13 protein-coding genes are annotated in these 19,031 nt (G+C 61.8%); 6 read left to right on the top strand and 7 right to left on the bottom strand.

The window, feature by feature from the left end:
• Positions 1-247 precede the first annotated feature (247 nt).
• From GBEM_RS01655 to GBEM_RS01675, 5 genes are all read left to right on the top strand, one after another.
• Positions 248-1,753 (top strand): methylmalonyl-CoA carboxytransferase subunit 5S, encoded by a 1,506-nt coding sequence (locus GBEM_RS01655; RefSeq protein ID WP_012528772.1) that lies wholly within the window; start codon positions 248-250, stop codon positions 1,751-1,753.
• Between the two features lie 27 nt (positions 1,754-1,780).
• Positions 1,781-3,325: an acyl-CoA carboxylase subunit beta gene (locus GBEM_RS01660; protein ID WP_012528773.1), complete on the top strand. Its 1,545-nt coding sequence runs from the start codon at positions 1,781-1,783 to the stop codon at positions 3,323-3,325.
• A 10-nt stretch (positions 3,326-3,335) separates the two neighbouring features.
• Complete coding sequence (locus GBEM_RS01665; RefSeq protein WP_012528774.1) at positions 3,336-3,533, top strand: hypothetical protein; 198 nt, start codon at positions 3,336-3,338, stop codon at positions 3,531-3,533.
• Positions 3,534-3,575: 42 nt separating this feature from the next.
• Entirely contained in the window at positions 3,576-4,019 is a 444-nt protein-coding gene (locus GBEM_RS01670; RefSeq protein WP_226373916.1) for an acetyl-CoA carboxylase biotin carboxyl carrier protein subunit, read from the top strand.
• A gap of 91 nt (positions 4,020-4,110) precedes the next feature.
• On the top strand, positions 4,111-4,575 hold the full coding sequence (locus GBEM_RS01675) for a CHRD domain-containing protein (RefSeq protein WP_012528776.1): 465 nt from the start codon (positions 4,111-4,113) through the stop codon (positions 4,573-4,575).
• A gap of 206 nt (positions 4,576-4,781) precedes the next feature.
• On the opposite strand, the gene GBEM_RS01680 is transcribed toward GBEM_RS01675, so the two are convergent.
• From GBEM_RS01680 to recC, 7 genes are all read right to left on the bottom strand, one after another.
• Positions 4,782-5,918 (bottom strand): IS481-like element ISGebe1 family transposase, encoded by a 1,137-nt coding sequence (locus tag GBEM_RS01680; RefSeq protein ID WP_012528777.1) that lies wholly within the window; start codon positions 5,916-5,918, stop codon positions 4,782-4,784.
• Positions 5,919-6,189: 271 nt separating this feature from the next.
• Positions 6,190-7,506 carry a DNA recombination protein RmuC gene (gene rmuC, locus GBEM_RS01685; protein ID WP_012528778.1) on the bottom strand — a complete coding sequence of 439 codons (1,317 nt, stop codon included), beginning with the start codon at positions 7,504-7,506 and terminating at the stop codon, positions 6,190-6,192.
• Positions 7,507-7,517: 11 nt separating this feature from the next.
• On the bottom strand, positions 7,518-8,315 hold the full coding sequence (locus GBEM_RS01690) for an alpha/beta fold hydrolase (RefSeq protein WP_012528779.1): 798 nt from the start codon (positions 8,313-8,315) through the stop codon (positions 7,518-7,520).
• Between the two features lie 51 nt (positions 8,316-8,366).
• Positions 8,367-8,723: a four helix bundle protein gene (locus GBEM_RS01695; protein ID WP_012528780.1), complete on the bottom strand. Its 357-nt coding sequence runs from the start codon at positions 8,721-8,723 to the stop codon at positions 8,367-8,369.
• A 96-nt stretch (positions 8,724-8,819) separates the two neighbouring features.
• Positions 8,820-10,619 carry an exodeoxyribonuclease V subunit alpha gene (gene recD, locus GBEM_RS01700; protein ID WP_012528781.1) on the bottom strand — a complete coding sequence of 600 codons (1,800 nt, stop codon included), beginning with the start codon at positions 10,617-10,619 and terminating at the stop codon, positions 8,820-8,822.
• A 303-nt stretch (positions 10,620-10,922) separates the two neighbouring features.
• Positions 10,923-14,315 carry an exodeoxyribonuclease V subunit beta gene (gene recB / locus GBEM_RS01705; protein ID WP_012528782.1) on the bottom strand — a complete coding sequence of 1,131 codons (3,393 nt, stop codon included), beginning with the start codon at positions 14,313-14,315 and terminating at the stop codon, positions 10,923-10,925.
• Positions 14,316-14,508: 193 nt separating this feature from the next.
• Positions 14,509-17,733 carry an exodeoxyribonuclease V subunit gamma gene (gene recC / locus GBEM_RS01710; protein WP_012528783.1) on the bottom strand — a complete coding sequence of 1,075 codons (3,225 nt, stop codon included), beginning with the start codon at positions 17,731-17,733 and terminating at the stop codon, positions 14,509-14,511.
• Positions 17,734-18,070: 337 nt separating this feature from the next.
• On the opposite strand from recC, the gene GBEM_RS01715 reads away from it, so the two are divergent.
• Positions 18,071-19,003, top strand: coding sequence for a polysaccharide deacetylase family protein (locus GBEM_RS01715; protein WP_012528784.1), 933 nt, complete (start codon positions 18,071-18,073; stop codon positions 19,001-19,003).
• Positions 19,004-19,031 lie beyond the last annotated feature (28 nt).

Raw genomic sequence — 19,031 nt, forward strand, 5'->3', positions numbered from 1 at the left:
GATTTTCTGCTGGTGCACCAGAGACAAATCCCCTCTGCCCCCCTTCTCAAAGGGGGGAACGCGAACTCTCTTGCAGCGCTTCGTGGACGAATCTACTTCAGTTCCCCCGGAACCTTTGTCAAAGAGCGGAGTGGAACAGTCATCGGGGCGAAAGATGGTGCCAATCCATTTTTAAAAAAAAGAGTATTAGCTCTTGTCAATGAGCTTGCAGTCCGTAGAATATCCCTTCGTGACTAAGGAGGGAGACATGGACCGCATTATCGACATAACCGAACTGGCTCTGCGCGACGCGCACCAGAGCCTTATCGCTACGAGGCTCGGGATAGACGACATGGTTCCGGTGTGCGAGGACCTGGACCAGGCGGGCTACTGGTCCATCGAGTGCTGGGGCGGGGCCACCTATGACGCCTGCATCCGCTTTCTCAACGAAGATCCGTGGGTGAGGCTTAGGACCTTCAAGGAGCTGATGCCGAAAACCCCGCTGCAGATGCTTTTGCGGGGGCAGAACCTTTTGGGATACCGGCATTACCAGGACGAGGTGGTGGACCGGTTCGTCCAGAAGAGCGCCGAGAACGGCATCGACGTGTTCCGGATCTTCGATGCGCTGAACGATCTGAGGAACCTGGAGCGGTCGGTCCAGGCGGTGAAGCAGTGCGGAAAGCACGCGCAGGTCGCCATCTCCTATACCATCAGCCCCATTCACACCACGGCGAAATTCGTGGAGCAGGCGAAGCGCCTGGTCGACATGGGGTGCGACTCCATCTGCATCAAGGACATGGCGGCGCTGATCAAGCCGCACGCGACATACGACCTGGTGAGAGGGATCAAAGAGGCCTGCGGCGACCGGATCCGGATACAGCTGCATGCGCACGCCACCAGCGGCGTGACCATGGTGAGTTACATGAAGGCGGTGGAGGCGGGCGTGGACGGCGTGGACACGGCGGTGAGTTCCATGAGCCTCGGGCCCGGACACAACCCGACGGAGAGCTTTGCGGAGATGCTGGAAAATACGGGCTACACCACGCGCATCGACCTCGGCCGGGTGAACAAGGTGAAGGAGCATTTCGCCAAGGTGCTCCCCAGGTACTCAGAATTCCTCTCCACCATCACCGGCGCGGAGACGGAGATCTTCAGGAGCCAGATTCCAGGCGGGATGCTTTCCAACATGGAGAGCCAGTTGAAGCAGCAGGGGGCTGGGGACCGGATGCGCGACGTGCTGGAAGAGATACCGCTGGTGAGAAAGGACACGGGATACGTCCCGCTGGTAACCCCGACCAGCCAGATCGTCGGGACCCAGGCGGTGCTGAACGTATTGATGGGGCGCTACAAGGTGCTGACCGGCGAGTTCGCCGACCTGATGCTCGGCTACTACGGCCTCACGCCGGGAGAACGGAACCCGGAGGTGGTGGAGCAGGCGCGCCGCCACGCGAATAAGGAGCCGATAGAGTGCCGCCCCGCAGATCTATTGGAGCCGGAATGGGGCAAGCTGCGGGCGGCGGCGCTCCCCTTGGAGGGTTGCGACGGCAGCGACGAGGACGTGCTCACCTACGCCCTCTTTCCGCAGGTGGCGCCGAAGTTCTTCGCCACGAGGAGTGAAGGACCCCGAAACCTGGGGCGCGATCCCGTCACCGGAGCTTCGGAAACCAGCATTCCCGAAGGGCACCCCGGGAAGATCACCGGCCCCGTCACCTACACGGTCACCTTGAGCGGGCAGCCGCACAAGGTGACGGTTGCACCCTACGGCCAGGAATAGGCGCCGCACCGACCAAGGAGCGAGCTCATGTCCATAGAAGAGAAGATAAAAGCGCTGAACGACAAGAAGAGCAAGCTGAAGCTGGGCGGCGGGCGCTCGAAGATCGACCAGCAGCACGCCCAGGGAAGCCTGACCGCCCGGGAGCGGATAGAGGCGCTGGTGGACAAGGACAGCTTCCAGGAAATCGGCATCTTCGCCAGGCACCGCTGCACCAATTTCGGCATGGCCGGGAAGGAACTGCCGGCCGAAGGGGTGGTCACCGGCGCAGGGAGCGTGGGCGGGAGGATGGTGCACCTGGCGAGCCAGGATTTCACCGTCGCCGGGGGATCGGCGGGCGAGGTGCACAGCGACAAGATCGTGCAGGCGATGCTGGGGTCGCTGAAGACCGGAACCCCCTTCGTCTTCATGAACGATTCCGGCGGCGCCAGGATCCAGGAAGGGATCGACTCGTTAGCCGGCTACGGCAAGGTCTTCTACCACAACGTGATGCTCAGCGGGGTGGTGCCGCAGATCTCGCTCATCTGCGGCCCCTGTGCCGGGGGCGCGGCCTACAGCCCGGCGCTCACCGATTTCATCATCCAGACCGCCAAGGCGCGCATGTTCATCACCGGCCCTTCCGTGATCAAGGAGGCGACCGGCGAAGAGATCAGCGCCGAGGAGCTGGGAGGGCCACTGTCGCAGATGAACCATAGCGGCGTAGCCCATTTCGTGGCGGAGAACGACCTGGTGGCGCTTCGCATCTGCAAGAAGCTCCTTTCCTACCTCCCCTCCAACAACATCGAGGACCCGCCGCAGTTGGAAAGCGACGACGTCATCGTCCCGGACAAGACGTTGAACAGCATCGTGCCGTCGGAGCAGAAGAAGGCCTACGACGTGAGGAACGTGATCACGCGCCTGATCGACGGCGGCGACTTCCTGGAGGTGCAGCCTCTGTTCGCTGCCAACATCGTGGTCGGGTTCGGCAGGATACTCGGGCGGAGCGTCGGCATCGTCGCCAATCAGCCGTCGGTCTTGGCGGGGGCGCTGGACATCAACGCTTCGGACAAGGGAGCCAGGTTCGTCCGGTTCTGCAACGCCTTCAACATCCCGCTGGTGACCCTGGTGGACGTTCCGGGTTTTCTCCCCGGGGTACAGCAGGAGAAGGGGGGGATCATCCGCCACGGCGCCAAGATGCTCTTCGCCTACGCCGCGGCCACCGTCCCGAAGATAACCGTCATCATGCGCAAGGCGTACGGCGGCGCCTTCCTCGCCATGTGCGGCAAGGAGTTGGAGACCGATCGGGTTTTCGCCTGGCCCAGCGCCGAGATCGCGGTCATGGGACCGCAGGGAGCGGTCAACGTCATCTTCCGGAACGAGATCGCCCAGGCGGAAGATCCCAAGAAAAAGCGCGACGAGCTGATCGCTTCTTACCAGGGAACCTTCGCCACTCCCTATGCGGCCGCGGCACGCCGCGATGTGGACGACATCATCGAGCCCGCCGATACGAGGCGCCACCTCGCCATGACGCTGGACATCCTGAGCACCAAGCGCGAATTCAGGCCCATGAAGAAGCATGGCCTCATTCCGCTGTAAGGGGGAAGCCGTGGACGAAGAGATGGAGCAGGAACACGATCCGGAAATCACGCCCGAACTGCTGATGGTGATGTCCGCCGCGATAGCCGCGTATCTGGGCAAGACCGTGAGGATAAGGCGGGCCAGGTTCGTCGACCCGAATCTGATCAACGCCTGGGGACAGTCGAGCCGCGTGGTGCTGCAGGCGTCGCACAACTTGAGGAGATAGAGGCTTCCCTCACCCCGACCCTCTCCCAGAGGGAGAGGGGGCATGGACCACCACCCTCACCCCTGCCGCTACAGACAAAAGGAGACCACCGTGCAACTGACCATGACCATTGACGGAAAGAAATACCGGGTGGACGTAGAAGTCGAGGAAGGGGAAGAGGTGCGTACGGAAGGGGCCTTCCCTCCCACCGCGACTATGCAGGCGTACCCGGTGTATTCGGCGCATCCAACCGCGACCCCGCCGCTGGCCGCGCCGACCCCGGCCTCCAGTTCGGAAAAGATCTGCCGCAGTCCCATCGCGGGGGTGGTTTTCAAGATCGTGGCGCAGGTGGGTCAACACCTGGAGATGAACGACCTGCTGGTCGTCCTCGAGGCGATGAAGATGGAGACCAACATCACCGCGCACATGTCCGGGAAGGTGGAAAAGATTCTGGTTTCCGTGGGCGAAGCGGTGCAGCCTGGACAGGCAATTGCCGAATTTGCCTAATGAAACCTTACCTTCAAAAATATAGTGCTTTTTGAATGTAAAGGGTATAATCGGGGCAGTGGTACTATGAAGGCAGTAAAGGAGGCAGGAGATGAAAAGGGTAAGGCTGTTACTGTTGGTAGTGCTGGCCGCATTCTTTGCCGTATCTACTGGCTATGCCGCTGAGCACAGCTTTAAAGCAAAATTGAGCCCGAAGGAGGAAGTCGGCAAGCCTGACGCGAAGTCCTCCGGCAAGGCTGAGTTCAAACTCAGCAAAGACGGCAAGGAACTGACCTATAAGCTCCACGTTAAGGACGTCGTAGACGCAAGCGCCGCCCACATTCACGTCGGCAAAAAGGGTGAAAACGGCCCTCCGATCGTAGGCCTTTTCAGCGGCGGCAAAAAAGGGAAATTCAGCGGCGTTCTTTCCGAGGGCAAGGTTAGCGGCAACGACCTTATGGGCGACTACAAAGGGAAATTCGACGAGCTCGTTAAACTCATGAGGTCTGGCGATACCTACGTTAACGTCCACACCGACAAGTACCCGGACGGCGAGATCCGCGGACAGATCAAATAAGCAGTCTTTGATTGCTTACATATAACCGCCGGCATCGGTTCCATGGATCGATCGCCGGCGGTTTTTTATTAAGGATTTTCCGCTCAGCATTCCCCTCCTTCTGAGAAGGTTTGGCGGAGAGTTTCGGGGAGCCTCGCTCTTAGTCCCCCCTCCCCTTGCGGGTGTATGGACCGGGGTCAAGGTTTACAGTTGTTCGGGGACATGGTTTACACTTTTTGTTCTTTGAGATCGACTTCTGCGATTTTCTGGCTGCAGAAATAAACGCCATATTCGCCATCGCGTATGGTTGGCCGAAATGCCACCGGCTGCCCCCTGAGCGCCTTCGCGAGGCGCACACATCGGCCTTTGAATGACACCTTACCCTCGGCCTGGACCTTTCGGATCTCGTCGTCTGGGGCGTACTGAATCTCGGGCAGTATTTCTGAGTAAGTCCGCCGGCTAGGCTTATAACGCGTCATCGGAGTTTCCATACCTAGTGATTCGTGTGGGCGCTCCAAGTTGTAGCAATGCCTGAAGGTGTCGAATCTAAGCTGGCAGTCAGCTAGGTCTTCGAAGACTCTTCCAGCGATTGCTTCTGCAACCAGAGTTCTGTGAAACCGCTCGTCCTTACCCTGTGTTTGAGGATGATAGGGGCGAGAGTGGCTGACCCGTATCTCGTTTCTGATAAGCCAGACCGTTAATGGCGTAAGGTCGTTGTATTGATCGTTACCCCATGGGCTGCCATTGTCCATGGTCATTCGATATGGCAATCCATATTGCCTGAATGCCTCAATCAAAGCAGCTTTAACCGTTTCTGTTCGCTCATTGGCACAGGCTACAAGCACCACACTAAACCGGGAATGGTCATCCAGAACAGTCAACGGATGACAGCGACCATGATGCTTCATCGGAATACTGCCCTTGAAATCCATCTGCCATAGGTCGTTTGGGTATGGGTGCTCGAACCGTTGGAAAGCAGTATGTTTATCTGACTCAGCTGGATCAATGCAGCCGTTGCGGCGCAAGATTGCTGTTATGGTCGAAGGTACAGGCACCCCCTGATGCCCAAGTTTTTCAAGACGCTTACGTAGCTTACGTGCTCCCCAAGCCTGATGTTCTTCGCGAAGCTTGAGAATAGCATCTTCGGTCGCAGTGACCGTCTTATGTGGACAGGTCAGTGGCTTGCGAGATAAGTCAATTAGGCCTTCGACGCCGGTTTCAAGGAACCTGCTAATCCATTTGTAGCCGGTCGGACGGCTGATGTTAAAGCGTTTGCAAAGGAAGGCTATGTTGCTGCCTTCCTGCAACGCCAAATGAACGAACTCGAATCTCAGGGTCATAGTATCCACCGGTCGCCAAGGCATGGTCTCCCTCCTCCGAGGAAAGGTCATTCTTGGCAAAAGTGTTAACTATGTCCCCGAACATTTGTAAACCATGTCCCCAGTCTATACAGCGGGAGGGGGCTAGGGGGTGGGGTAAGGTGCCATCATTTCCATAATTTGCGGCTTCACCCACCCCCCGTCCCCCTCCCGTCAAGGGAGGGGGGGACTGTTATCCCCGGAATTTCCCGATGAACCTTTGCGAAGAGGGGACAGGGGGGATTTGCGTCTGATGAACCAGTGTCTCGGAAGATCGTTACGCTTCATCGATCAGAATAACTTCGCTCTCCGGCTCCGCGGCGCCAAACTCCCCTCCCAACAATCCCTTCGCTTCATGCTCCGGCAACTGCTCGATCCCTTGCATCTTGCGCTGGATGCGGCGGGTGCGGGTCGCGGCGGTGTCGATGCTGGAGGAGGCCTCGTCGAGCTTCTTCCTGGTTTTTTCCAGCAACGTCCCGAAGGTCATGAACTCGGTCTTTATCGCGCCCAATAACCGCCAGACGTCGCTGCTCCTTTTCTCGATGGTGAGCGTCTTGAAGCCGAGGCTGAGCGACGAAAGGAGGGCGGCGATGGTGGTGGGGCCTGCGACGATGACCTTGTGCTCGCGCAAGATGGCGTCGAAGAGCCCGGGGCGGCTTAACACCTGGGCGTAGCTTGCCTCGTTGGCCAGGAACATGACGGCGAAATCGGTGGTGTCGGGAGGGGCTAAGTACTTCTCGCAGATGAGCTTCGCCATGGCGGCGACGGTCTTGTCGAACTGCCTGGTCGCCTCCTGTACCGCGGCCTGGTTTCCCTGCTCCTGGGCCTCGACCAGCCGCAGGTAGTCCTCCTGCGGGAACTTGGCGTCGACCGGGAGCCAGAGCGGCTTGTCGTCCTTGCCGGGAAGGCGTATGGCGAACTCGACCCGCGCGTCGCTCCCGGGCTTCGTGGCGACGTTGGCGCCGTACTGGTCCGGGGTGAGTATCTGCTCCAAAAGGTTGTGCAGTTGCACCTCGCCGAGCGTGCCGCGGGTCTTGATGTTGGAGAGGACCTTCTTCAGGTCGCCGACCCCGGAGGCAAGCGACTGCATCTCCCCCAGCCCCTTGTGGACCTGCTCCAGCTGGCCGCTTACCTGCTTGAACGACTCCCCCAGCCGCTTTTCCAGGGTCTCGTGCAGCTTTTCGTCAACCGTGGCGCGCATCTGCTCCAGCTTCTTCGAGTTGTCGTCCTGCAGCCACTTGAGGCGCAGCTCTACCGTTTCGCGCAGCTTGTCCAGGCGCTGCTCGTTGCTGGCGGTGAGGCTGCCAAGCTGCTGAGTGAATCCTTCAAGCTGTCCCTTTTGCAGCGAGGCGATATCCACCATCCGCTTTTGCACCGCCTCCCCGAATTGCCTGAGGTTCCCCCCCAGCTCCTCGCGGTTTCTCCCGAGTTCTGCTTGCAGGGTGCGTTCCAGCCGCTCCAACCCCTTTTCCAGTTGGTCGAAGCGCGCTTCGGCGATGTGCGCCCGTTTGAGATGCAGGTAGCAAAGGAACGCGAACACGAAGGTGGCGGCGCCAAGCAGCAGGATGATCAATTGAAAGAGGTCAGGTGTCATGTTTAATCCCGCTAATCAGGAAGCGAATCGAGGAAGTCGACCAGCGTCTTGTTGAAGAGTTCTGGTTGTTCCATGTTAACCATGTGCCCCGCCTTTTCGATGATTTTGGTCCGGCAGCCGGGGAGCGCCTCGATTAGCACCCTCGCGACATCAAGCGGCGCGGCCCGATCCTCGGTTCCGGCGATAACGAGCGAAGGCTTGCCGAAGGAGGCGAGAAGGGGAGTGTATTCCTTCCTGTCCCTGATGGCGACCAGGCCACCGGCGAGTCCATTGGGGTTGGTGGAGCGCATCCAGGAGGTGACCTGAGCGATAAGTTCCGGGCGGGACACGGTGGTGTCGTCGGCAAAAAGAAGTTCGGCGAAGATCTTCGTAATCGGGTTTGCCCCCAGCCTTTCGGCTTGGGCGGCCATTTCACTTCTGCGCTGGCGTGCAGCTTCGTCGTCGGCGTTGCTCCTGGTGGCGATGAAGGCTGCGGCGCGGACCCGGTCGGGGCGGCGCTCCAGGAGGTTCATGAGGATGTATCCCCCCATGGACATCCCGCCCACCACTGCCTTGTCGATCTGCAGCGCATCGAGCAGCGCCACCAGGTCGTCGGCGAAGCGGTCCATGCTGTAGCCGGCAGCGGGCGCGTCGCTGGCGCCGAAGCCGCGCAGGTCCGGCGCGATGGCGCGATAGCCGGCGTCGGCCAACGGTTTTAATTGCGGCTGCCACATCTGGCGGTTCAGCGGGAAGCCGTGGATGAGCAAGACGGCCGGGCCGTGGCCGAGGTCGTCGTAGGCGAGGCGGATGTTGTTTATTTGCGTTAGCATGAAGAAACCCTTTGAACCAATTGACGATTGACAATTGACAATTGACAATGGTTATTTTTTGTTGTGCATCTTCGTCGTTTTAATTATGGAGGTCAGTAGTCTTAGTAAGCATTTTGAATCTGAAGATATCGATTGGTAATTTTTATCTTCAAGATAATTGGACTGGTGGAGGAGTTCTAGCCAGTACTCTGTTTCGTTGGCTTCTTTCAGGGCTATTGCCAATTTGTGAATAAAGTCGGCTCTACTTTCCGCCTGTTCGGCTTCGCGCACCAGTGCACCGACAGCGGTGCCGGACCTCAGCAACTGCTTGCTGATCACAAACTCCTTTCGCTCGCAAAGATACTGATACAACTTGATGATTCTCAATGCGAATGCGAAAGACTTATCTTTGACAGCATTAGTTTCCATCCGAAAGGTTGTAATCGTCAATTATCAATTGTCAATTATCAATTGGGTTTTAGCCTTAATTGCCTCTCCACGGTTTTCGTTGTCAATTGTCAATTGTCAATTGGGTTTCCACGTTTTGTCTCTCAGTCCCGACCGTCTGACAATTCTGCGCGTGACGGTGGAGAGAAAAAGTTCCTGGTTCGCCAGGATGTCGACCGACGTTTTCGCCCGGGTTATGGCGGTGTACAAAAGCTCCCGTGTCAGGACCGGCGCGTCGCGGTCGGGCAGAACCAGCAGCACTCGGTCGAACTCGGAACCCTGGCTCTTGTGCACGGTCATGGCGAAGGCGCACTCGTATTCCGGGAGCCTGAGCGGCAAGACTTTCCTCATGCCGCCGGTGCCGGAGGGGAAGAAGGCGCGCAGCTCTCCTCCGGTTTCGGCGTCGGGCAAAATCAGCCCCACGTCGCCGTTGAAGAGCCCAAGGTTGTAGTCGTTCCTGGTGATCATGACCGGCTCGCCGGCGTACCAGCGGCCGCGGGGGTGGATCATTCCCGCCTGGGACAATCGTTGACGCACCAGGAGGTTGATCGCCTCGACTCCGAACGGGCCGCTGCGCATGGCGCAAAGGATACGGAACCGGCTGAACTCAGCGAAGGCTGCTTCCGGGCTCTCCTCCCGCAGATAGGCGCCGTAGCCTTCGCTAATCCTTTTGGCGAGCGCGTCGGCCAGGGCGGCTGCGGTGGGGAGCGGCGCCAGCGTGACGCCGGCTACGGCGGAGTCGAGGCAGGCCGACAAAGCGCCGGGAGCATCCCCTGCGTTGACCAGCGAACCAACTTTGCCGATGCCTCCGGCGGAGGAGAAGCGGTAGCTCCTCTGCAACTGCACGACAGCGTCGCCGAGCGGGGACATGCCGGAGCTGGAGGTGACGGCATCGCCGGCGAGGTCGGCTGCCAGGGCGGCGAAAGCGGGGGAGAAGCCGTGCACGCCGCCGGTGTCGCAGATGTCGCCCAGGACCGCGCCGGCTTCCACCGAGGCGAGCTGGTCCCGGTCGCCCAAAAGGATCAGGCGGGTGTCGTGCCGCAAGGCGCAGACCAGCTTGGCCATGAGGGGGAGCGAGACCATGGAGGCCTCGTCGACGATTACCACGTCGTAGGGGAGCGGGTTATCGGCGTTGTGGCGGAAGCCGCTGGAACCCTTCAGGTAACCGAGCAGGCGGTGCAGGGTGAAGACGTCCTCCGGGATCAGCCCGCGTACCCCCTCTTCGGCAAAGCGGGCTCCATCGCTGATCGATTCCTTAAGCCTCGCGGCAGCCTTGCCGGTGGGGGCAGCCAGTGCGATCCTGAGGCCGGCGCCGGTTCCAGCCTCCTCCGCCTGCTCCAGGAGGAGCGATAGCACCTTTACTACGGTCGAGGTCTTGCCGGTTCCGGGCCCCCCGGAGATGACGCAAAAGCGCCTGGTGACGGCGGCGAGGGCAGCAACCCGCTGCCAGTCCGTTTCTCCAGGCGTGGGAGGAAAAAGCCGTGCGAGCCCCTTCTGCAACAGCGCCCGGTCGAACCGCACCGTCTTGCCGCGTTTCATGATCGCCTCGGCGAGCTCATCCTCATAGCGCCAGTAGCGCTGCAGGTAGAGGCGGTCGGCGTGGTCCAGGATGAGCGGCTTGAACTCGCCGGGCTCGCCGACTACCGGGTGGGCGGCGAGCTTCTGGCGCCAGGCGGCTACCGATTCGATGCGGTACCCAGCGGCGCGCGCGTCTTCCAGGGCGCTCTCCAGGTCGAGGCAGACGTCCCCCGCCGTCACCCCGCGGCTCAAGAGCGCCGCCGCAGCCTCAAGGTGCGCGTCGCGGCTTGCCGCCTGCCGGCAGATGAATGAGGCGAACTGCCGGTCTATGTCGTTGAATTGGAATGTTTCAGCAGCCATTTGGTTTCCTGGTGAATCCTAAAACGTGAAATCCAACCCGGCCCCCTTCGCAAAGGTTCATCCGGGAATTCCGGGGAAGGCTTGTCGCCCCTCGCCCTCTGGGAGAGGGGAGGGGGTGAGGGCGGTGCCCCAGCCAACGTCTTGCCTTCGTGGCGTCTCCCTCACCCTGTCCCTCCCCCAGAGGGGGAGGGGACCCGAGTTCCCCACAATTCCCGCAAGAACCTTCGAAAAAGGGGGAGAGTGGACATGATCTGGTTCCCAAGCTGGAGCTTGGGAACCAGATGCTCTCCTTACCGTCCGACCTCAGTCAAAGAGATCGAGGCTGAGCTGCCCCTCTATCTCGGTCTTTCTCGGCTTCTTCCCAACTCCCCCTCGCCCGGCGGGAGAGGGTAGGGGTGAGGGGCTTGGTTCATCAATCCGGGAAGGTCTCGCGCTCTCCGGGAGCAGCACCTCTGCCAGATGGGCGATGAGTTCCCTGGGCGGCCGGTCGGCGTAGACCCCGTTCCCGGTCCCGTCGACGCCGCGCAGGAAAAGGTAGAAGACGCCGCCGAAGTGCCGGTCGTAATCGTACCCGGGGATCCTGAGCCTCAGGTAGTTGTCGAGCGCCACCGTGTAGAGGAGGTACTGCAGGGGATAGAAGTTTTCTTCCATCTCTTTTTTCAGCGCCGCCTGCCCATAGTTGCCGGGGGTGTTACCCAGGTGGTTGGACTTCCAGTCCACGATGTAGTAACGCCCGCCGTGCTCGAAGACAAGGTCGATGAAGCCGAGCAGCATCCCCTGCACTGGCGCGAAGGACAGGCGGCTGAAAAGATCGGCCAGATCGACCGGTAACCCGGCGACTCCCGCCGTGCCGTGTCCGGCCGTGAAGCGGGCGGCGGCTTCCCTCAGACGGTCGGAGGTAACGTGCGAAAGAGGGAAGAAGAATTCCATTTCGGTGAGGCGCCGCTCCAACCCCACCTGAGCCAGCGCGATCTCCCCGTCTCCCAGCGGCGCCTGCAGCACGTTTTGCACCATGTCGCGCACCGCCTGGCTCCAGTCGGGGGCGAAGCCGTGCTTGTCCAATTGCTCCTTCACCAGGGGCGAGAGCTGCTCGCCCACCCTTGTGAAATCGAGGTCCTCGAAGATCTTGTGCAGGAAGATGCCGGCCTTGGCCCCCTTGGGAAAGGCGAAGATCCCGGTCGGCTCGACATCGTGCACGGGCCGCTCCTCGACCGGGCTCCCCTCGTCGCGGTCGGGAAGCTCGGCTGTGTGGTGCTTGTGGCTGGAGAGCGAGGTGAAGCTCGCCACACGCCAGTCCCGGGAGATGGCGCCGGTAAAGGGAAGCGGCGCGAGGTCCGGCGCCTTCTTGTCGTGCGCCCGGTATGGCGCCAGGTCGGCCGCAGGGAGATCCAGGACCTCGATTCTCCCGGCGGAGGAGGCCGCCAGCGTGTCGAGTCTTTTGCGGATGTCGGCATCGCTCAGCGTCACCTGCCCCTTGACCGGCGTCTCGCCAGGGTGCAGCAGGTAGTGCAGCGCGCTGTCGCCGGCATCCTTGAAGACGCCCCAGGTGAGGTAGGTCCGGTGCTTGCCGCGGGTGAGGGCTACGTAGAGAAGGCGCAGGCTCTCGGCCAGGGCCTCCCGCGCGGCCTGCGCCTTGTGCTCTCCCATCTGCTCGGAGCCTATGTCCAGCACCACCCGGCCGTCCTCGTCGTGGAAGAGCGCCCCTTCGTCCTTGCCGGCGTACTCCGCCCAGCAGAAAGGGAGGAACACGATGGGGTACTCGAGCCCCTTGCTCTTGTGGATGGTGACCAACTGCACCGCGGCCTCGTCGGTCTCCAGCCGGATCTCGTACTCATCCTTCTTGGGCTCTTCAGTGATGCGGCAGGCGAGCCAAGAGATGACCGCTTCCATCCCCAGGCGTTCGTTGACCTGCGCCTGGTGGATGGTCTCGATGGCGTGCAGGAGGTTGGTAAGGCGCCGCTCCCCCATCGGTTCAGCGAGCAGCCGCTTCCTGACCTCGCGCTTTTCCATGAACTGCAGCGCCATGGACATGCAGCTGCCGCTGTTCCAGGTGTCGTGATAGCTCCTGAATTCCTCCAGGATCTCTTCCCACCCCTTCTCGTCGTCCATGAGCCGGGCCAGTTCCGTCCCGCTCACCCCGACCAGGTCGGTGGCCAGCGCCCCGCGCAGAAGCGACTCGTGCCCCGGTTGCGCCACCGCCGAGAGGAGCCGGAGCAGTTCCGCCGCCTCGTCGGACTCGAAGAGGTTACCCGCGCTACAGAGGACGCTCGGTATCCCCCTGTGGGTCAGCGCCCGCTGCATCAGCTTCGCCTGCCGGTTCGCGCGCACCAGGACGGCGATATCCCTCGGTTCGACCGCGCGCTGCACCCAGTTCTCGCTCCCCTCCTCGGCGTCCTTCCGGAGCTCCTCGACGGTCAGCTTCCCGTCCGCGCCGTCGCGCAGAAGGCGCGAGATTTCCGCCGCCACCGTTTCCGGGAGCTGCTCCCAGGCATCCCCTTTGTTGATCGGTTTGCCGGCGTCCTTGCGCGGGGCGAGCCAGAGCTTTAACGGCGCCTTCCTCTGCCCCGCTTCCACGAGCCTGCTCTTCTCTTTGGGAGCCGCTTCCACCTTGTTGAAGCCTATCTGCGGGTAGAGGAAGGGGAGCTCGCGCGACGCGAAGAGGGCGTTGACGGCATCGATCAGCCCCGCTTCGGAGCGGAAGTTCTGCAGCAGGGTGTGGCGCTCTTTTGTCGCCTGGGCCGCCCCCATGTAGGCGAAGATGTCGGCGCCGCGGAAGCTGTAGATGGCCTGCTTCGGGTCGCCGATCAGGAAGAAAGGGGCCTCGTGTCCCACCGGGTAGATGGCGTCGAAGATGGCGAACTGGAGGGGGTCCGTGTCCTGGAACTCGTCGATGAGGGCTGCCTGGTAGCGCTCGCGGATCAGCCGCGGCAGCGTCGATGCGGGGCGCAGCAGCGCCGCGTGCAGGTCGAGGAGGAGGTCGTCGAAGGAGCGCAGGTTCTTGAGCCGCTTTCGTTTCGGGAGCTCGGCGCGCAGGTAGTCGAAGAAGCCGCGCTTGAGCCCCTGGAGCCAATCATCCAGCTCGTTGGCGTCGGCGGGCGGGTCCGGGATCACTGCGGCGTTCGGGTCTCCGCAGACCCTTTGCACCAGCTTCAGCAGGGACTCCGGGGAGACCTTGGCGGCGCCGGCCGCGGCGATCCTCTCCTCAGGCTGGCCGTAGCAGTTGATGCGCCAGTAGTCCTGGGCGATCTCCATCAGGATCTTCCCTTGGTCGGTGACAAGCTCGGTATCGCACAGGGAGCCGCTTTCGAAGGGGTTGTCCTGCAGCATCCTCTGGCAGAAACCGTGGATGGTGAAGATGGCGGCCTCGTCGAAGCTCCGTATGGCGCTCGACAGAAGCCGCCGCGCCTCGGAGTGGTCCTGCGTCGACTTGAGCAGCCCCTCGATCAGGAAGTCGTCCGTGGCGCCGGTCAGGAAGCCGTTTTCGGCTTCCTTCAGTTTGTTCCTGATCCGCTCCTTGAGCTCCTTCGTCGCGGCCTCGGTGAAGGTGACCACCAGGATGCGCGAGACGTCGAATTTCTGTTCCAGCACCAGGCGCAGGTAGACCCCGGCGATGGTGAAGGTCTTGCCGGTGCCGGCGCTCGCCTCGATCAGATTGCGCCCGGCAAGCGGGGTATGGAGCAGGTCGAATCGTTTCATTTGCATTCCACGTTAACGATGGTCTTTCGTCAGACTTCCTCTGTTCAACCCCCTCCCCCCCTAGCGGGGGAGGGTCAGGGTGGGGGGGACGGCGCCACGTTCGAGTTCGTTGGCAGCTTCACCCACCCCCCGGCCCCCTCCCGTCCAGGGAGGGGGAGCAAAGTGCGAACTTGATCAGACAGTACTGCCTGCATCAGAGTCTGTCTTTGCCCTTCCCCTTGGCCTTCTGGAGCTCCAGAAGCGGCTCCCATACCTGGAGCGCCAGGGTTGCGAACTCCTCGTCCAGCGGCGCGTCATCGCCGAAGCAGCGGCGGCAGTGCTCGTCCTTTCCCTCGCCCTCGTAAAATTCGCTGCCGTGCCACTTGCCCAGCGCATCGGCGAGCGCCTTCGCCGCCTTCTTCGGGTCGCGCGATTTCTTGGCGTACTCCAGGGAGCTCTCCGGGAAGAACTTGAGCGGGCAGGTCATTCCCATTCGGTACAGCTCCAGGAGCCGGTCCAGGTGCTCCGTGCATGCCTCGACGGGGGGGAGGTGGATGGTGCTGTCCGAGGCGACGAAGCTGCTTTCCAGCGGATACCCTTCGGCCTTCGCGCAGTTGAGCGCCAGGTGCTCGACCCAGAGCCGCAGCTGGTCTTTCGCCTTCAGCTTGGTGTAGCGGTAGCGCACCATCCGGTCGGTGCGTAGGTTTTCGATGCGCCCGATGATCCTCCCGCCGGGAAGTACCAGGTCGATGTCCAGGGGAGGGAGCGGCTCACCGTCCGACGCCTCGACCACCTTGGCGGCGAACTCCTGAGCGGGTTCGCCGAGCTTGCGGAAAAGGGCCGAGCCGCAGACTCCGGGAGGAAGGTCGCCGCGCGCGCAGGCGACGGCGTAAGGGGTGTCGAGCTCCTCTCCGCGCAGGAGGGCCGTGACCATCTCCTGCTCCAGTTGGTACTTGGCGAGGGTATCCAGCGCGAAGGGCTCCGATTCCTCTAGCGGCTCCACCCCCTGCTCGATGCGGATGCCGAGCCGGCGCCGCAACAGCTCCTTGGCGGGGTTGCAGAGGAAATCGATCAGCGTCTTGAGCGTGACGGTCCCTTCTTCCTCCCAGGCGGGAAGGGGCGCATCCAGAAACGGCTCCCGTGGAGTGGGGGAGGAGAGCTTTGCTTTCGCCCCCTCGCAGTTTTGCTGCGAGTAGCTGAAAAGTGCGGAGTCGCGGTTGAAGTATTGGAGACTGAAAGGCTGCAGCGGATGGCGCGCTACTTCTGCGGCCGGCTTACCCTCAGGCGTAACGAAAGCGCGTTCCAGGTAGTCCAGAAGTTCGCTCACGAGCACGCTCGGGGGGAGTTCGGCGTTGTCCTTGATGCTCTGCCCCACGTAGCTTATATGCAGCCTCTTGCGGGCGGAGAGGAGGGCCTCCAGGAAGAGGTAGCGGTCCTCGTCCCGCGGGGACGAGTCGCCGGAGCGCGGCTCCCTGGTCATCAGGTCGAACCCCTGGGGCGGGTTGCGGCGCGGGAATTCCCCCTCGTTCATCCCCAACAAGGCGACCACCGGAAAGGGGATGCTCCGCATCGGGAGCATGGCGCAGAAGGTGACGTTGCCGGTGAGAAAGCCGAGGTCCCTTTTCGAGGCCCCCAACTGCTGCTCGACCCAGTAGCGCACCACCTCGATGCCGATCTCTTCCTCGAAACCGGCCGCAGCGGGAAACTCCCCCAGTTTCTTCGCCATCTCTATCAGGAGGAGGAACTCGCGCTCCCCTTCCTGGTCCGGGAGGATGAAGTCGTCCAGGATCTGGCGCAGCGCAGGCACCCACTCGGACGGCACGCGCGGACGGGAAAGCGCCCCGGTTTGGGCGAAAAGCTTTTCGCAGAAGGTGAGGAAGCGCCCGAAGGAGAGCGCCACGCCACCCTCCATGTCGTCGTAGGGGAGTATGCCGTTATAGAACGAGCGCCCGTCGCCGTTCATGGCGTAGCCCAAAAGCAGCCGGTCGAGCCCCGCTGCCCACGAGTTTTCGCTGAAAGGGGGGACGCCGTGCTCCGCGCGCTGGGAGGCGTCGATGCCCCACCTGATGTTGGCCCCCCTGAGCCAGTCCCGCACGTTTTCCAGGTCGTCGCCGGAGAGCCCGAACCGGCGCGCTACCGGAGGGGACTCCAGGATGTCCAGCACGGTCGCCACGCCGTAGCGGCCGCCGCAAAGCCCGAGGATGGCGACAAGGGCACGGGCTGCTTCCCCCTCGTTCTTCAGGCTTCTGTCCGCGATGGAATAGGGGATGCGCTTGCGATCTTCTTCCGGATTGTCGAAGACCGCGGAGATGTAGGGGGCGTAAGCTTCGATATCCGGGGTCATCACCAGCACGTCGCGGGGGGACAGCAGGGGGTCGGCGTCGAAGAGGGAGAGAAGGGTGTCGTACAGGACCTCCACCTCGCGCATCGGGGAGTGGCAGGAATGGATCTTGAGGGAGAGGTCGCCCGCCTGCACCTGGCGCGGCCCCGCCTCGGCGCCCCGCAATTCCACGATATCCGCCTGGACCTCGTGCAGCAGCACCCCCTGCGGAAGCTCGTAGAAGCTGTCCTCCCTCTCGTGGTCGCCGCAGTCGTCGATGATCGCCTTGAAGAAGTCGCGGCCGAGCTTCCCCCACGAGGCAAGGAGCGGGTTCCCGGTCTCGTACCACTGCTCCTCCCCCTGGCCGTGCTTCTCCAGCCGGGCCAGCTCCCGCTCGGAGACGATCTCGCCCCAGTACTGGCGGCAGGGGTTCAAGAGGAACAGGTTGACCTCGGCGTGCTCCGCCACCTTGGCAAGTACGTCGAGGTGGAAGGGGGGAAGCGAGGGAATGCCGATCACCGAGATGCGCCGCCGCCAGGACCGGTCATTTTTGCGGGAAGCGAGGAAGTCGTGCAGCAGCCGGGCGCGGTGCTTTTGGCCGGCGCGGTCGTTGAGAGCCCGCCAGAGCTGCGCCTGCCAGTGCTCCTCTTCCCCCTGCTCCCAGCGGAGCAGCTCTTTGGGACGGTAGATGGTGTACCGGTCGAAGGTGTCTGAAATGCGCCGGGCCAACTGCATCCGCTTGAGGCCGTCACCGTCGTCCGCGAGGTACCCGGCGACCTCCTCGAAGCCGGCTCTTCCGGCGGACTGCTGCAGCAGCTCCAGGATCCTCCAGGTCATCACCTCCGGGGCGAAGAGCGGAGCGTCCGCGGGGCTCTCCGGGAGCACGTAGGCGAAGACCTCTTCCACGAACTTGTTGGGAAAGAGGAAGTCGCCGTTGGCCCAGACGCCGATGCGGGTGGCAAGTTCCATGGAGAGCCAGCGCTGCATCCCCTTGTTCTGCACCACGACCAGTTCCTTGTCGAAGGGGGTGCAGGGGGCGGGACGGGGGGCGCGGACCACCCTTTCCAGCTCGTCCACCAGGCGTTCCATGCGGTTGCTGGTATATATCTTCAGCGGCATTTCCCACTCCCTCGTCTCTGCGATTCGCGGCCCTTCCCAGCCTCCGGGCGGCTGCAAAGGAAGACGGAAACATAGCACATCGTCACTTGGCTGTCTCTAAAAAGGGGACAGGCTACTTATTCAAAAAATAAAGTAGCCTGTCCCCTTTTCTGACGCTGCTTGCGTTGTCATTTTGTTTGGCTATATTTTGTCTTGGTGTTTGCTAATTAATGGGCCGACGAGCGTTATTAAGGATTGGTTCCGTTAATCCTGCGGCCTTGGCTGGCGGGCTTCGGGGCCGGCACGGGCGCCTCCTCTTTCTAATGGGAGAGTGGGAGAGAGGTAAAAGGAGAGCCGCATGAAGCTCATCACGGAAGAGATGGTGGCACGCGCGTACTACTGGGTGAAGCCTCTGATGTCACGCAAGCTGCAGATTCTCCTGCGCAGAGTGGTGGCAAGGCGCAAAAGGGCGTTGCACCGCTCCATCTGGCCCATCGATCCCGATGCAGGCGGCAAGCCCGCGGGCTTTCCCGGCTGGCCCAATGGGAACCGTTTCTCCGTGGTCCTCACCCACGACGTCGATACGGCGCGCGGCCTCGAGCGGTGCGAGGAGCTTATGGAGCTGGAAAAGGAGATGGGATTCCGCTCTTCGTTCAACTTCGTGGCCCACGATTACGTGCTACCTCCGGAGCTGCGCAGGAAACTGGTGGAGCAGGGGTTCGAGGTGGGGGTGCACGGCCTGGAGCACAACAGGAAGCTGTACGAGTCGCCTGACACCTTCGCCCGGCAGGCGGCGCTGATCAACGGGTACCTGAAGGAGTGGGGCGCAGTCGGCTTCCGATCGCCCTGTGTCTACCATAACTTCGAATGGCTGCACCAACTTGACATCAGCTATGAGGCGTCCGCCTTCGACACTGACCCGTTCGAGCCGCAGTCCGACAGCCTGAGGACCATTTTCCCGGTGCACCAGACAGCGGTACCGGGGCGGGAATACGTCGTGCTCCCCTATACCCTGCCGCAGGACTTCACCATGTTCATCCTGTTCAGGGAAAAGGGGATCGGAATCTGGAAAGAGAAGCTGCGCTGGATCGCGGAGCACGGCGGCATGGCCCTCTTGATCACCCACCCCGATTACATGAACTTCGACGGCAACCGGCAGTTCGACGAGTATCACTGTGAACTCTACCGGGAGCTTTTGGAGCACATAAGGACTGAGTACCAAGGTGAGTACTGTCATCTCCTCCCTCATGAAATCGCCTCATTCTGGACCGAGCGTGTCGCCTTACGGTAACCGGGCGGGCGCCCCTTATGCGCCAGCG

This window comes from Citrifermentans bemidjiense Bem (assembly GCF_000020725.1).
Lineage (GTDB): Bacteria > Desulfobacterota > Desulfuromonadia > Geobacterales > Geobacteraceae > Geomonas > Geomonas bemidjiensis.